Annotated in this window: 19 protein-coding genes; 11 read left to right on the top strand and 8 right to left on the bottom strand. The window is 35.8% G+C overall.

Annotation, left to right across the window (positions count from 1 at the left end; translation table 11 throughout):
* The coding region (locus ACFPM4_RS06185) for a hypothetical protein (protein WP_382349084.1) at positions 1–428 on the top strand (428 nt) is incomplete at its 5' end.
* A gap of 44 nt (positions 429–472) precedes the next feature.
* Here ACFPM4_RS06185 and ACFPM4_RS06180 read toward each other — a convergent pair.
* Positions 473–1459, bottom strand: a complete 987-nt coding sequence (locus ACFPM4_RS06180) for a M23 family metallopeptidase (protein ID WP_382349082.1) — start codon at positions 1457–1459, stop codon at positions 473–475.
* Between the two features lie 77 nt (positions 1460–1536).
* Positions 1537–2166 (bottom strand): YhcN/YlaJ family sporulation lipoprotein, encoded by a 630-nt coding sequence (locus ACFPM4_RS06175; protein ID WP_382349079.1) that lies wholly within the window; start codon positions 2164–2166, stop codon positions 1537–1539.
* Positions 2167–2276: 110 nt separating this feature from the next.
* On the opposite strand from ACFPM4_RS06175, the gene ACFPM4_RS06170 reads away from it, so the two are divergent.
* Positions 2277–2552, top strand: coding sequence for a YutD family protein (locus ACFPM4_RS06170; protein ID WP_144928465.1), 276 nt, complete (start codon positions 2277–2279; stop codon positions 2550–2552).
* Between the two features lie 89 nt (positions 2553–2641).
* Here the strand turns inward: ACFPM4_RS06170 and ACFPM4_RS06165 are convergent, their stop codons facing one another.
* Complete coding sequence (locus ACFPM4_RS06165) at positions 2642–2926, bottom strand: cytosolic protein (RefSeq protein ID WP_382349075.1); 285 nt, start codon at positions 2924–2926, stop codon at positions 2642–2644.
* 128 nt (positions 2927–3054) lie between these two features.
* Here ACFPM4_RS06165 and ACFPM4_RS06160 point away from each other — a divergent pair, with 128 nt between their 5' ends.
* Positions 3055–3492: a DUF86 domain-containing protein gene (locus tag ACFPM4_RS06160; RefSeq protein ID WP_382349073.1), complete on the top strand. Its 438-nt coding sequence runs from the start codon at positions 3055–3057 to the stop codon at positions 3490–3492.
* A gap of 22 nt (positions 3493–3514) precedes the next feature.
* Positions 3515–4279, top strand: coding sequence for a TIGR01457 family HAD-type hydrolase (locus tag ACFPM4_RS06155; RefSeq protein WP_382349070.1), 765 nt, complete (start codon positions 3515–3517; stop codon positions 4277–4279).
* A 79-nt stretch (positions 4280–4358) separates the two neighbouring features.
* On the opposite strand, the gene ACFPM4_RS06150 is transcribed toward ACFPM4_RS06155, so the two are convergent.
* On the bottom strand, positions 4359–4859 hold the full coding sequence (locus tag ACFPM4_RS06150) for a phosphatidylglycerophosphatase A family protein (protein WP_144929168.1): 501 nt from the start codon (positions 4857–4859) through the stop codon (positions 4359–4361).
* A 139-nt stretch (positions 4860–4998) separates the two neighbouring features.
* On the opposite strand from ACFPM4_RS06150, the gene yutH reads away from it, so the two are divergent.
* Entirely contained in the window at positions 4999–5997 is a 999-nt protein-coding gene (gene yutH / locus ACFPM4_RS06145; RefSeq protein ID WP_382349066.1) for a spore coat putative kinase YutH, read from the top strand.
* Between the two features lie 111 nt (positions 5998–6108).
* Here yutH and ACFPM4_RS06140 read toward each other — a convergent pair whose 3' ends face one another.
* The gene (locus ACFPM4_RS06140; protein WP_144929164.1) at positions 6109–6345 is read right to left on the bottom strand and encodes a NifU family protein; all 237 of its coding nucleotides are present in this window, start codon (positions 6343–6345) and stop codon (positions 6109–6111) included.
* 87 nt (positions 6346–6432) lie between these two features.
* Positions 6433–7500 (bottom strand): NAD(P)/FAD-dependent oxidoreductase, encoded by a 1068-nt coding sequence (locus tag ACFPM4_RS06135; RefSeq protein WP_382349062.1) that lies wholly within the window; start codon positions 7498–7500, stop codon positions 6433–6435.
* Positions 7501–7681: 181 nt separating this feature from the next.
* Between ACFPM4_RS06135 and ACFPM4_RS06130 the strand changes: the two genes are divergently transcribed.
* Both ACFPM4_RS06130 and ACFPM4_RS06125 read left to right on the top strand, forming a co-directional pair.
* Entirely contained in the window at positions 7682–7918 is a 237-nt protein-coding gene (locus ACFPM4_RS06130; protein ID WP_382349059.1) for a YuzB family protein, read from the top strand.
* Between the two features lie 86 nt (positions 7919–8004).
* The gene (locus tag ACFPM4_RS06125) at positions 8005–8367 is read left to right on the top strand and encodes a HesB/IscA family protein (protein ID WP_382349056.1); all 363 of its coding nucleotides are present in this window, start codon (positions 8005–8007) and stop codon (positions 8365–8367) included.
* 611 nt (positions 8368–8978) lie between these two features.
* On the opposite strand, the gene ACFPM4_RS06120 is transcribed toward ACFPM4_RS06125, so the two are convergent.
* On the bottom strand, positions 8979–9974 hold the full coding sequence (locus ACFPM4_RS06120; RefSeq protein WP_382349053.1) for an NAD(P)/FAD-dependent oxidoreductase: 996 nt from the start codon (positions 9972–9974) through the stop codon (positions 8979–8981).
* A 339-nt stretch (positions 9975–10313) separates the two neighbouring features.
* Here ACFPM4_RS06120 and ACFPM4_RS06115 point away from each other — a divergent pair, with 339 nt between their 5' ends.
* From ACFPM4_RS06115 to ACFPM4_RS06105, 3 genes are all read left to right on the top strand, one after another.
* The gene (locus ACFPM4_RS06115) at positions 10314–11531 is read left to right on the top strand and encodes an NAD(P)/FAD-dependent oxidoreductase (RefSeq protein WP_144929154.1); all 1218 of its coding nucleotides are present in this window, start codon (positions 10314–10316) and stop codon (positions 11529–11531) included.
* 347 nt (positions 11532–11878) lie between these two features.
* Positions 11879–12202 (top strand): YuiB family protein, encoded by a 324-nt coding sequence (locus ACFPM4_RS06110; RefSeq protein WP_144927112.1) that lies wholly within the window; start codon positions 11879–11881, stop codon positions 12200–12202.
* Between the two features lie 159 nt (positions 12203–12361).
* Positions 12362–13054, top strand: a complete 693-nt coding sequence (locus ACFPM4_RS06105; protein ID WP_144927115.1) for a 3D domain-containing protein — start codon at positions 12362–12364, stop codon at positions 13052–13054.
* A gap of 36 nt (positions 13055–13090) precedes the next feature.
* Here the strand turns inward: ACFPM4_RS06105 and ACFPM4_RS06100 are convergent, their stop codons facing one another.
* Complete coding sequence (locus tag ACFPM4_RS06100) at positions 13091–13591, bottom strand: divergent PAP2 family protein (RefSeq protein WP_144927118.1); 501 nt, start codon at positions 13589–13591, stop codon at positions 13091–13093.
* A gap of 154 nt (positions 13592–13745) precedes the next feature.
* Here ACFPM4_RS06100 and ACFPM4_RS06095 point away from each other — a divergent pair, with 154 nt between their 5' ends.
* The gene (locus tag ACFPM4_RS06095; RefSeq protein WP_382349047.1) at positions 13746–15251 is read left to right on the top strand and encodes a leucyl aminopeptidase; all 1506 of its coding nucleotides are present in this window, start codon (positions 13746–13748) and stop codon (positions 15249–15251) included.
* Positions 15252–15332 lie beyond the last annotated feature (81 nt).

Genomic DNA, 15332 nt, shown 5'->3' with positions numbered 1-15332 from the left:
CATCATCATGTCCTCCGTTTAAATGGTTTCTTGGTCGAAAACATTGTATCACGGGTCATGGTGATGACCTATTCTTTTTACACAATTATATGGACTTAATCGGAAGAAGGTCAGAGCGGTCACGCAAGAGCGTCCATTGTGCCCTCCTCAAGGAGAAAAAGCTTGGAGTGGTCACGCAAGAGCGTTCATCGTGCCCGCCTCAGGAGGAAGAAGGTCAGAGCGGTCACGCAAGAGCGTTCATCGTGCCCTTCTCAAGGAGAAAAAGCTTAAAGCGGTCATGCAAGGTCGTTCAACGTGCCCTCCTAGCAAGAAAAAAAGAAGAGGAGATCACGCAGCCGCTCCATCTGCATCACAACCTTTCTCTTTCTTGCCTCTCAGGTAACCAAATGTCCTTCATAGAACAAAAAGCCAACTATCTTAAACAATAGTTTGGCTTTTGTTTATCTTATACATATATCGCATCATATTATTATTATTTTTTCTTCTTATTACTTTGCCTTTCCCATAAGCGTAGATGTGGATATGGATCAAAGGACCATTCGTTAATTCCATTATCTTTATACATTCCAAAGTGAAGGTGGGGTGGGAATTTTCCTGATGTCCCTGGTGGACCATAACCAGAGCTTCCTACACTTCCAATGACAGTTCCGGGTTCTACAATGTCACCTACCGATAAATCCTTTGCAAATCCATTTAAATGAGCATAGTAGTGGTAGGTGTTATTTAAATCACGTATACCAATACGCCAGCCACCATATTTATTCCATCCTTTTAGTTCGACTACTCCGTAAGCTACTGCTCTAACAGGTGCTCCATAGCCAGCGAAAATATCGGTACCTTCATGGATCCTTCGACCACCCCATCCTCTTCTATCTCCCCATGTATTTTTGTAGGAGTAATTATATCCTCTAGGGATGGGAAATGATTTTCCATCTAAGTCTATTCGCTTAAAATGACGATAAATATTTGCGTTAGTCATAACGGAACGAACAGATTGATCACGTTTATAATAATTCCATAAAGCAATTCGAAAATCTGTATCATTCATTTCGTATTTTTTTAGATATTGTGCAAGTGTGAAGAGTAAGTCCTCCCCGTTTTTTCGGTCTACTTTACCATCCTTATTTCCATCGAGACCAATACCTCCAAAAATTTCAATTGAGATTGGATTAACATCATCGGGGTTTGGATTTGCAGGTCCAGCCCATTTTTCTGCAGGAATGTAATAGCCAATAATTTCATCTGGGTCAGGTAGATCCTTTCGGACATAGCGAATGCTACGCTCGAATTGATCTATTGCAGCCAAATAATACCAAGGAACTCCAGACCTTTCCTCTACCCTTTTGTATATATCCATTCTTTGTTGAAAAATTTCTTCTTGTGATAACTTTTGGGCAAGTCCATTCATAGATGGAAAAAAGAATGTAAAGAGGACTGCAAACATGATGATTTTTTTCATGAATATGTGAACCTCTTTTCATCAAAATTCAAATACTTGGCTAGTCATTTTGGTAATGACTTAGCCAAGTGTTGTATTTACTTGTTTTTATCCAACCATTGTTTATCAAGAACTTTGTCCCCCTGCGGTGAGCGTTCTACCATTAAATTTACTGTATCTTTTACAGTTTCATCTTTGTCTCGGGAAAATGAGTTCATCGAGGCAATATTTTTTACATCTTGTCTTATGGCAGGATCATCTGTTAAATATACGTGATACCAATCAGCAACCATATTACTTGCCATTGCTTTCACTAATCTAGCTGTTTTAATTCTTGTTTCAGGTTGCGTGTCTTGAATGATATAAGCAACGAGTACTTCTTCATCTGTTACCAGAACACTTGCATCATGTACATTAGGTAGTGTAACTAATAATTTGCTTATATTGTTTGCTGTTTCTTCTCGATTTAATCTTTTGTTAACTTTTTTCTGTTCAACAAATAAGTGGTTAGTATCATTTTGCGCTGGATTTTTTACTTGTCGAACAAATCCAAATTGTTCTGTATTCGTTTGGTTTGGATTGTAATCATCTGCTTGTTCATTCTGGTTAATAGTGGAACCATTATTATGATATATTCCGTTTTGACCGGCCTCATTTTGTTCATTATTATTACATGCAAAAAGTAACGTGGAGCTAAGAATGATAGTTGTGAAAATTCTAGGCTTCATCTACTACACCTCCTCTATTGTAGAATGTGCAAAAAAAAATTTTTTTTGTTAGTAAATGTTGGGGAATACGTTATAATCTAAATTAGGATGTTAGAGGCGGAGGTAAGAAAGTGATTACTATTAATAACCGACAATATGAATTAGTCGAGGAATTTCGTAATGGGTACAATGAAGAAGCTTTTAAAGACAGGTTTAGTGATGTTTTAACGAAATATGACTATATCGTTGGTGATTGGGGATATGGTCAATTACGTTTAAAAGGCTTCTTCTCAGATAAAAATAATAAAGCACCATACGATGCAAAAATAGGAACATTGACAGAGTATTTATATGAATACTGCAATTTCGGTTGTGCCTATTTTGTATTAAAGAAAGTGGAGAAATAAAACGGTTTACTAAAGTATATACGTTATTGAAAGCCAAACTATTTTTGATTTTCAACTTAGTTCGGCTTTTTTTATATGAATATAATTTGTTATGCATCCTCGAAAGGAACATCATTTTTTCCATCAGGATTATCATGAGGTGGATGAGAACCTTCAGCTTTGCGAGGGTTATCATGTAGTGATTTAAATTCATAATTAAATGCACTATAGGAACGTTGATCCTTCTTCCAAGCAGTTGATTTATTCTCTACTGGAGAATTTTTACCTCGTGGAGCACCGTAGGCACCTTCTGGTAACTCTTCTGGAATAATAAAGTTTCTTTGAACTTCTACATTTGAAACATCACTGTATTCTTTCTCGGTATCATGATTCATCTTTTTACCCTCCTTTTCTTTTAATGTAGCCTAACTGTAAATTTACATACTTCTTCTCTGACTTAATCTGGCATTAATCGACACATACACGTACATTTGATAAAATAAGGATGGAGAGGGGCGGTACTATGTATTTTGTCGATCGTGAAAAAATAGAAGCAAAATTACAGTTTTTTGAAAAACAGTTAACTTTATTAAATACACATAAAAATTGGAATACAAATATTGAAAGGGCTGCCTTGGAAAGAATAGTACATACAGTCATTGATTCAATTCTTGATGTAGGTAATGCAATGATTGACGGTTTTATTATGAGAGACCCAGGTAGCTATGAGGATATTGTGGATATTCTTACAGATGAAAAAGTAGTCACTTCATCTTTAGCATCGGAATTAAAGAAATTAATATCGTATAGAAAGATGCTTGTTCAACATTATGAAGAAGTGGATTATCAAAACTTGGAAGATATGATATACACAGTTTTAACGGATTTACAACAATTTCCATCAGCAGTTCGAACATATTTAACAGATGAGCTTGGTCCAATTTCAGCGTTTAGAAAATAAATGACATAGAGGAGAATTGGTAGTGAAAGAGTATAAAGGGTATTTAATCGACCTTGATGGCACAATGTATCGTGGATCAGAAAAAATTGATGCTGCAATTACATTTGTTGAAAGACTTGAAAGAAAAGGAATTCCTTATCTTTATGTTACGAATAATTCAACGAAAACACCTGAGAAAGTAGCGGAACACTTACAATCATTTGGTATTAATGCATCAGCTGATCAAGTATTTACGACTTCGATGGCGACTGCAAATTATCTATATGATAAAAAGCCTGATTGTTCAGTGTATGTAATCGGGGAAGAAGGTATTATTACTGCCATACAGGAAAAAGGCTTTACTATCACAGAAGACAAACCAGAAGCAGTTGTCATAGGTCTAGATCGTCAAATTAACTATGATAAGTTAGCTGTAGCCTGTTTAGCAGTTAGAGGAGGTGCAATGTTCATCTCCACAAACGGTGACATTGCCTTACCAACAGAACGAGGGCTATTGCCGGGAAATGGTTCCTTAACTTCTGTTATTAGTGTGTCTACACAGACAGATCCAATTTTTATCGGAAAACCACATTCCATTATAGTGGATCAAGCTCTTGAAAAATTGGGGCTTTCGAAAGAAGAGACAATCATGGTTGGAGATAATTATGATACTGATATTTTAGCTGGTATTCATTCTGGCTTAGATACGTTATTAGTTCATACTGGAGTAACAACAAAAGAAATACTTGCAGAGAAAAATATTCAACCTACATATGTAGTCCATTCATTGGATGAATGGGAGATATAAACAGAAATGCTGTCCAAAAAAGTGAATTTTGGACAGCTCTTTTTAATTTCGCTTATTAATTTGAGTTCCTCTTTTAATATTATTCAGCGCCAACTCTACTGTGAGCTAGTCGACTTGATGCTGCAGCTGCAATTGCACCGACAATGTCGTCGAGGAAAGTATGACATTTTCCAGTTGAATGATCGTTTAATTTCTCGAGAATTCCTGGCTTCTGTTTATCAATATATCCATAATTCGTGAATCCGATTGAACCATATACATTTACAATAGAAAAGGCTAAGATTTCATCTACTCCATATAAACTTTCATCACTTTCAATAATGGATTGGAGCGGTTGCTCTAATTTACCATTCTCTGCAAGCTTATCTAACTGAATTCCAGTTAGAATGGCATTTTGTACCTCTCTTTTTTGCAATACACGATCTATATTATAAATGCAATCTTTTAATTCTAAATCAGGATGATATTTCTTTTGCAAAAACATGACTAATTCGCCAATGTCTTCGATTGTCACACCTCTATCCATAAGCCATTGCCTTGCAGTTGTTTCAGAAATACTCATTTCTCTTTCTGTTCCCATGATACTCATCCTTTCAGCGTCTTTTTACATGAACGAAATAGTTTTATGAATAAAACTATGTCGATGGAAAACTAATCAGCAAGATACCTATTTCTCTTCATATAATACAAATAAGTAATATTTGAAAAGAGGGGTTTACTTGTCAAAAGATATTTTGGAATTATATTACGGAATCACACCACAACAATCAATAAATGATGGATATGCAATAAGGTTTGTTGTAGATAACTCCCTTTATACTCTTGTTCCTGTTACACATGTCGAAGAAGATACATTAATTGAATTATATGAGATGTCTGACCATATGGCAAAGAATGGAGACAAAAAAGTTTCGACATTTGTTGAGGGGAAAAACAAGAAATATCTAGTTACCCATGATGATCAAGATTATGTTCTCCTACATAATCATTATTTGCAACCTAATCAAAATAATAATACTGGAAGAAAACTTGCTATTTTTCATGAACGTGGTAGACTGATTCGAGCTGATTTTAAAGAACTAAATAGGGTGGGGCAATGGAAAAGCTATTGGATTAAGCGGCTAGAACAAATGGAAAATGTTTGGGCGGGGATGATTTCAGAACAACCTCGTGATGAATTTGATCATTTATTTATCAAATCTTTTCCTTATTATCTAGGTCTATGCGAAAATGCCATCCAATATTTAACTGATACGGAATTAGATGAACAGGTGACCCATTTAGATATGGGTTCAATCTGTCATCAAAGGTTCCATGATCATCTTTGGCAGTCGCAGCTTGAAATTCATAATCCATTTGATTGGGTATTTGATCATCCAGCTAGAGATATTTCTGAATGGATTAGAAGCAGTTATTTTCAAAATAGTCGTACAATCCAACCAGAAATCGTTCGATTTTTAAATGATTATCAATCGATTACACCTATTTCCGCTTTTACACTACGATTAACATATTCAAGATTATTATTTCCTCTACATTATTTTCAGTGTGTAGAAGAATATTTCCTAACTTCCTCAGAATCAGTAAAGAAACATTTAGAGGAGAAACTTGCAAAATACATTCGTGATGCAAAGCAATATGAATTATTTTTAGGTAATTTCTTTAAAATAACAGGTATGCAACAATCTGACCTTCCAGTGATTGATTGGCTTGCCTAAAAATGATGCAATACAGTACTTTAATATAAAAAGGCCACCTAAAATGTATGAGAAGCTCGGTAGTAAGAGCGTGTACTTACATTTAGGTGGTCTTTGGTTATTCAAAGTATATTAAAATACTTGTTCCACTTCTAAAATTCCTGGAACTTCCTCAATTAATGCACGTTCAATTCCAGCTTTTAATGTAATCGTTGAGCTTGGACATGTTCCACATGCACCTAGAAGACGTAGTTTTACAATTCCTTCGTCTACATCTACAAGTTCGCAGTCTCCACCATCACGTAGTAGAAATGGACGTAATTTATCGAGTACTTCTTGAACTTGTTCTGTAATTGTTGCTTCAGGCATTGAAATCGACTCCTTTCATTATAATAATTATAATCAGATTGGAGGAAAAAATCTATATATAGGATACAAAAAGACGGATTTATAATTTTAGCCTTTATGATATTTATATAACCATAACACACCTGATTTAAGAATTCGAGCAATTCGTCCTGTTATTGCATGGTCAGCCATTAATCCAAAGCCATGCTTCTTTCCTAAAGAACCAAGAACTCCTTTTAACTTAATGGTAGGCATTTCTTCTGGAAGCTCCGTTTTTGTCCAACGCCTTTTCATAATATCTACAATTTGTTCTGCTTGACCCTCAGCTAATTGTGCACTGGGAGCAAATGGTAAACTTGCACAATCTCCAACTACATAAATATGTTCATAGTTTGGTATATTATGGTGTTTTGTTAAAATTACTCTTCCTTGACGATCTTTTTCTACTTCCAAATTACGGACTATTTGATTAGGTTTTATTCCAGCAGTCCAAACAACTTCATCTGTATGAATTGGTTCATCATGGTTATAGAGAACTGATCTTTCCACTTTTGTAATATTTGCCTCATTAATTACTTCTACGCCGTTTGTTTCAAACCAGTTTTGGACATATCTACTTACACGCTCTGGAAAAGAGGGGAGAATTGTTTTCCCACGGTCGAACAGTTTTATTTGTAAATCTGGTCTGCTCTCACGTAATTCACTTGCAAGCTCAATCCCACTTAAACCAGCTCCGACAATACTAACTGTAGAATTTGCAGAGAGATTATTTAAAGCTTGATACGTTTCACGTGCTTTTTCGATAGTTTGAATACTTAATGAATATGTATCTGCTCCAGGCACATTATGATACTTATCTTCGCAACCTAGACCAATGACTAGCTCGTCAAATCGGATAGGTTCCAGATGTGTTAGCTCAACTAAGTTTTCACTTAAATTAATATTAGTGATTTCATCATAAATAATTTTTAACTGTGGATGTTCAGGAAATGGAACACGAACCTCTTGATCGGAAACAGTACCTGCTGCTAGTGCATAGTGTTCTGTTTTTAAAGAATGATAAGGTACCCTATCAATTAAAGTAATCGTTATATCTTTAGGTACATGATTCGGTAATAATTCCTGCAAAATTCGCATGTTGCCATAGCCGCCACCAAGAAGTACAAGATTTCTCATGAAATATCCCCTTTATGTATTTCTCTCTCTTTAAGGAAATTATAGTAAAATAGCGCTTTCTTTCCTCTAAAGTATAGCTGATTTCACTATGATATACAACAATACAAATTGTTTCTAGTGCTCACATTTTGACTATCGCTTTAGAAACGAGTAGGATAATAGTGTTAACGAGGTGATGAGCTTGAATCCAATTATCGAATTTTGTATTAGTAATTTAGGTAGCGGGGGATATGAGGCTTTACAGATTCTCGAAGAAGACCCCGATTTGGATATAGTAGAATATGGCTGTCTGGATCATTGTGGACTTTGTGGTGAGACACTATATGCACTTGTAAATGGTGATGTTGTAACAGCTGAAACTCCTGAAAATTTAATAGCCGCAATTTACCAACATCTTAAAGATAATCCAATGTTTTAATCCATTTCGATTAGTTGTGAAGTTGAACACTGCGGTATATACTATTTATAATAAGAGCATACACTGAAAGGGAAGGGGTGTAGAATATGAGTGAAGCAATTATTTTAACAGAAGCAGCTGCATTGCAGATTAAGGACATGATGAAGGCAAATGGAGAAGAAGGTGCGTATTTCCGCTTTTCCATTAATGGTGGTGGATGTAGTGGTCTCTCATATGGTATGAGTTTAGATCAAGAAAAGGCAGACACGGACACTTATTTAGAGCAACACGGGATTGGTATCGTTATAGATAAGGACAGTGCACCGATTGTAGCAGGTACAGTGATTGATTATAAGCAGTCACTTATGGGCGGAGGCTTTACAATCGATAATCCAAATGCCCTTGTATCTTGTGGATGTGGAACATCTTTCCGTACTGCAACAGTAACAGGAACTCCTGAGAATTGTTAATGATATATATAAAGCCAATGCAATTTAATTTGCATTGGCTTTTCTTTTTACTCAAATAAAGAGGTAGATGTTATCCGAATACTGCATGTGTAGCTATACCGCATCGGAAATACACTTCGCTTTCCGCGGGCTTAGAAAAGTGAAAGGCGCTTGCTTATCGGCGACAAGCAAATGTTCTGAGACAAAGAAAGGCGTTCTTTGCCTTTCATGTCTCAGGTTATTTAACCTCGAGCCGATAGCGCCTACAGCTAGACAAGGCTAATGAGCCTCCTCGGCGCTAAACGCCTGTCTAGCTGTAGGCTCCTAGCGGCTGGCGAACGAGACATTCCTTCCCCTACGATAAGTCAACATCGGCTCATTCTTCGCCGTGTTTCCTTTATCTCAGTACAGGATTGTCTCCCGTTCGTACGCCGCTAAACAGTCGCCTCCGCTTTTCTTTCTGCGGGGTCTCATCGAGGCCTTTGCTCCCGCAGGAGTCTTCGTGTATTTCCTCTGCTGATAACTTTAAATTCGTATTGATGTTTGAAAATGACCGAACTATCTCGATTTAATTCAAGTATTAGTTTGGTCATTTGCTTTATCAATATTCCATTGTTCCAGCCTCTATCTTACTATTCAAATAAAGAGGTTGAGTGCATCGGTTGTAGTCTAGCTTTTGGATCGATATATGCTTTCGCATTGCTTACTGCTGTTGGGGCTTCTCCGAATCCAGTAGCAATTAACTTAATTTTCCCTTCGAAAGTGGTGATATCACCAGCTGCATAGATTCCTGGAATATTCGTTTCTTGTTTACTATTAACTACGATGGAATTCTTCTCAATTTCTAATCCCCAGTCTTTAATTGGACCGAGTGATGAAACAAATCCGTAATTACAAATTAGTGAATCGATATTAATAGTCTTCGTATTCTCGCCTCTAACTTCTTGTACAATAAGCTGTTCGATAGCTTCTTCGTTACAAACAATATCACTAGCGATATATGGTGTAATAATTTCAACTTTAGAATTTTTTAGTTGTTCAACGCTACTTTCGTGTGCTCTGAATTTATCTCTACGGTGTATAAGTGTAACTTTTTCTGCAATAGGCTCAAGCATTAATGCCCAATCAACTGCAGAGTCGCCTCCACCTAAGATTGCAACTCTTTGACCTGCAAATTTATTCATATCATCTATAAAATAATGTAGGTTTTTACCTTCATATTTATCTGCATTTTCAAGCTCTAGACGACGTGGTTGGAATGCACCGATTCCAGCTGTTATGATGATTGTTTTCGAATAATGAATTTCATCATTTGAAACTAGTTTAAATGTACCATCTTCTAATTTTTCTACCCCCGTCACAGCTTGTCCAAGGCAGACTGTTGGTGAAAACATAGCCATTTGTTCTTTTAAATTATTTACAAGCTCCTGGGCTTTAATTTTAGGAAATCCAGCTACATCATATATATATTTCTCAGGATAAAGGGTTGCAAGCTGTCCGCCAAGTTGAGGAAGACTTTCAATAACCTTAACGGAAGCATTTCTTAAGCCGCCATAAAAAGCAGCAAATAAGCCTGTTGGTCCTCCACCTAAGATGGTAATATCATAAACTTTTTGATCTTCTTTCAAAGAAAACCCCTCCAATAATTCGTCAAAATTCACCTTTTTCTATCATACCACATAGGGAAGTTACCTACATAATGGTTTACTATTTCTCCCTTTAACAATTTTTCATCATCTTGAAATTTATTTCAGAATATTCCCAACTTGTATTTTTGGATGAAACGACTTGAAAAAGGGGAATAATAGCATATAATAAATATGAGACGAATTTATGACATTTTTCTATGTTTTTATATGGGTACGTGAAGTGCATCACATTAATTATTCTAAACATATTTTTTGTAAAGAACAATGTATTTCTGTACTAGTAAACATAATTTGATGACAAAGGTGGAAGTGTTAATAATGAAGAGACCAAAGATAGTTGTTCTAGGCGCTGGGTATGGCGGTTTAATGACAGTAACTCGTTTACAAAAGCAATTAAGTAGTAATGAAGCAGATATCGTTTTAGTTAATAAAAACGACTATCATTATGAAACCACATGGCTTCATGAAGCATCTGCTGGAACTCTACATCATGATAAAGTCCGCTATGATGTATCAAGTGTTATTGACAGTGGAAAAGTACAATTTGTACAAGCTACAGCATTAAAAGTAGATCACAACGCGAAGAAAGTTATTCTCGAAGATGGCGAACTTGATTATGATTATCTTGTAGTAGCACTTGGTGCTGCACCTGAAACATTTGGTATTCAAGGTTTAGATAAATACGCGTTCTCCATTGTGAATGTGGATGCAGCTCGTCAAATTCGTGAACATATTGAATACCAATTTGCGACATATAAAGTAGAAGAAGATAAAAAACCAGAACGCCTAACAATTGTTGTTGGTGGAGCAGGATTTACTGGTATAGAATTTTTAGGTGAACTAGGAAATAGAATTCCTGAATTATGTAAAGAATATGATATCGATCAAGAATTAGTAAGAGTTATTTGTGTGGAAGCAGCACCTTCTGCTTTACCAGGATTTGATCCAGAACTTGTAAAGTATGCAATGGCACACCTAGAGAAAAAAGGTGTTGAATTCATGATTGGAACAGCTATTAAAGAAGCTACTCCTGAAGGAATTAAAGTTGCTAAAGGTGAAGATGAAATAGAAGAAATTAAAGCTGCTACAGTTGTTTGGGCAGCGGGTGTTCGCGGTAACCCAATTATTGAAGCATCAGAATTTGAAAACATGCGTGGACGTGTAAAAGTGGATGCTAACTTACGTGCTCCTGGTTTGTCAGATGTATTCATCATTGGAGACTGTTCATTAGTAATTAATGAAGAAATCAATCGCCCATACCCTCCAACAGCACAAATTGCAATGCAGCAAGGTGAACTTGTAGCTAAGAATATTGCTAATTTAGTTAAAGGGAATACACATTTAGAGACATTTGTATTTGATAATAAAGGTACAGTTTGTTCTTTAGGTCATGATGATGCAATTGGGGTTGTATTTGGTAAAAAAGTAACTGGAACAACTGCTTCATTTATGAAGAAAATGGTCGATAACCGTGCTCTATTAATGGTTGGCGGTGTAGGTCTTACATTGAAAAAAGGAAAATTTAAATTCTTCTAATAGAATGGCTTTGATAAAGTTCATTTTTGTTAACAACTTTATTGATTGTAGCGGATGTACACGAGACTCCTGCGGGAACAGCACGAGCCGAAGATCCACTTGGCAATGCGGTTTTCTTTGCCAAGTTAGCTGAGGCCGTGCCCGCGGAAAGCGAGTGTACAGGAGCGAAGATCAACAACAGAGCTTATAGAATAATTTGAAATGTGCAGAGTCTTCATGACTCTGCTTTTTTTATATTTGTAGTCATCAACTGCTTCATCAATTGTCATAATATCGTCGCTGGATTTATATTGACGCTGAAGTTTAGATTAAGTAAACTGTAGTTTAGTGTTAAATCAAGGGGGTTCATGGCGATGACTTTGCCACTTCTACTAATATCTATGCTATTATTTTGTGTCTTATTTTTCGGTATCGGATTTATACTTAATATGCTTTTGCGAATGACATGGTTAATGGCATTTATTTACCCAATAATCGCTTTACTAATCATATCAGATGCGAAATTCAGTGAATATTTTACCAATACTTCTGATTCATTCTCTTCATTAGGTTACAATATTGTTCATCTAGCACCTGCTGATATTATGATCCTACTATCAGGACTCTTAGGTGCAATACTTTCAGGTCTCACAATGAGAATCTTGAGGGCAAAAGGGTATCGCATGTTTTAAACTATTCAAAAAAGGTCTCCAATAAGTCATATCAGGACTTGTTGGGGATTTTTTCATGTAAACAATTTAGTATTCCACTTTGAGCAACATAGCTAGGAAATTAATTTTGAATAACTTCTCTAAAAAAAGGAAAGGATTATCTTTGAGAGGAGTGTAGAAATGGTATTTTTGCAAAAGTGGAGTAAAAGGTTGTTAATGATTAGTTTATTCATCTTCGCTTTAAGTGTAACTGTAGAGTCAATTACAGGATTAAATACAAAAACATTTGCAGCATGGTCTATTTCTAAGGTGAATATCCAAGATGAAAATAATAACGGGTTCTTCAAGCCAATAAAATCTTTCTATACTGCACTAGGGAATTATACATATCAATTAGCATCTAGTTCAAAGATAGCTCAATCATCTGTTACGTTAGAAGACTCTGATGATTGGACAAAGTATCCTAGTAAGCAAGTTGTAGCAACTGGATATACTGCTGGAGTTGAATCTACAGGAAAGAATCCCAATCATCCAGCATATGGGATTACATTTTCTGGTGTTAAAGTAAAACGTGATTTATTTTCAACAATTGCTGCTGATCCAGATGTTTTTCCCTTAGGTACAGTACTATATATACCTGATTATGGATTTGGTGTTGTTGCAGACACAGGGTCCGCAATAAAGGGGCATACGATAGATTTGTACTATGAAACCGTTGAGGATGTCTATAATGAATGGGGAAAACGGACAGTTGATGTTTATATTATTAAAGAGGGCAATGGTACGTTAACAGAAGAAGAGCTTACAGCATTAAATGAGAATAAATCAATGCAAGTATTCCGACAACAATTTATCAAAAAGAATAAAGAATAATAAGAAAAAAGCGGTTGGGTTGCCGACCGCTTTTTTTCATCCATTCATCACAATATCGATAATCTGATACACTAGTAATGCCCAGATAATTCCTGTTAAACAACCAAAGAATACTTCAACAGGTTTATGCCCTAATAGCTCCTTCAGTTTTTTAAATTCCCTATTTTTTTCCTCCGGCGTTTTTCCATGCCACTCGTGAATATCTGTGAACATTTTTTGGAAATCAATCGCTAATCTATTTAGAACAGCAGCTTGTTCTCCAGCTTGCCTTCTAACGCCAGTTGCATCAAACATGACGATTACAGCAAATACAGCAGATACAGCAAATAAATTGGAACCAACTCCAGATTCGATAGCAATACTTGTAGTTACTGCCGATACACCTGCGGAATGGGAACTAGGCATTCCACCCGTAGATGTGATTAGTGTCCAGTCAATTTTGCGTGACATGATATAGTGGAGAGGGACTTTAATAAATTGTGCAAAGAATATTGCAGTAATTGCTGTCCAAAGAGGGAAATTTAGCAGGAAATCCATAGGAAACATCCTTTCCATAACAGTGAAACATCAACATAATTAAGTTTATGATACCACAAATAGTCCATCTTAAATCAATTTCCTTTTAGTATTTATACTTCGAAAATCGAAATAAAAATGATAATAGGATATAATCAACATTGAGGTGAGAAGAATGTTTAATGTATTACAGGGAAATGTATTTGAAACGGATCAGGAATGTGTAATAGTTGGCTTATTCGATCGACCAGAAAAATTTGCAGGGAAATTAACCAGCCTTGATGAATTATTTGCTGGTGAATTAAGTGAACTTGTGAAGTCAGGTGATATTTCTGCTAAGAGGAAAGAAGTCTCATTAATTCATGGATTAGGTAAATCAAAGGTAAAACGTTTATTATTTGTTGGTCTCGGAAAGGAAAAGGAATTAAATTACTCAGAACTTAAATTAGTATTAGGTACTGTAAGTAAAAAGCTTACATCTATGCGTATTGAATCATTTGCAGTCATGTTAGATTCATTTATATGTGAGCGAATCCCGTCCGACGATATTGCACATGCATTTGCAGAAGCATACACATTAGCTACATATGAATTCGCTAATTATAAGCAAAAATCAAATGAACCCGAAGTGAAAATTAAAGAGATAAATGTGTATACAGAGGAAGAGTCCTCAGAAATAGAATTAGCATTACAAACAGGTTATACGTATGGAAATGCAACGAATTCGGCTAGAACTCTTGTGAACTTACCTGGTAATATGTTGACACCAACTGAATTAGCTACTTATGCGAAAGATCTAGCAACAAAATATGAATTAGAGGTTGAAATATTAGACAGATCAGAGATCGAAAAGCTAGGTATGGGAGCATTTCTTGCTGTAAATAAGGGATCTGTAGAGCCACCTTATATGATTGTACTTAAATACCAAGGGAAGAAAGAGTGGAATGATGTAATAGGTCTAGTTGGAAAAGGAATTACTTTTGATACTGGGGGATATTCTTTAAAACCAAAAGATGGTATCGTTGGTATGAAAACAGATATGGGTGGAGCAGCAGCTGTACTTGGTGCAATGGAGATAATTGGGGCGACAAAACCTGAACAAAATGTTGTTGCTGTTATCCCTACTACGGATAACATGGTTAGTGGTGATGCATTTAAGCCAGATGATGTTATTACGTCTATGAGTGGTAAAACTATTGAAGTACTTAATACGGATGCAGAAGGACGTCTTGTACTTGCTGATGCAATGACATATGCAAAGCATCATGGAGCAAATTATTTAGTTGATATTGCTACATTAACAGGTGGAGTGATTGTAGCGTTAGGATTAGATAAAACTGGAGCACTTACAAATAATGAATATTTATTTGAACAGATATTAGAAGCATCGCATGAAGCAGATGAATTTATCTGGAGATTACCATACACTGAAAAAGATAAACAACGTGTTCGAAACAGTAAGATGGCAGATTTAAATAATTCTCCAGGGAGAGAAGGGCACGCTATTATGGGTGGTGCCTTTGTAGGAGAATTTGCAGAAGATACGCCTTGGGTTCATTTAGATATTGCTGGTACTGCTACGACAAAGAGTGCGCACGAGCTAGGACCTGATGGTGCTACAGGTGTAATGGTTAGAACATTAGCTATATTTATCGATAATTTTAATCCAAATAGAGAATAATGAGTAATATACGTAATCCTTAGAGCTAGAACAGCTTTAAGGATTCTTTTTTGTATATAAACTATTATGTGTAAAAATTAT

Origin of the sequence: Lederbergia graminis (assembly GCF_042655485.1) — a bacterium.
Taxonomy (GTDB): Bacteria; Bacillota; Bacilli; order Bacillales; family Bacillaceae_C; genus Lederbergia; species Lederbergia graminis.
This window is presented reverse-complemented; position numbering and strand designations above follow the sequence as displayed.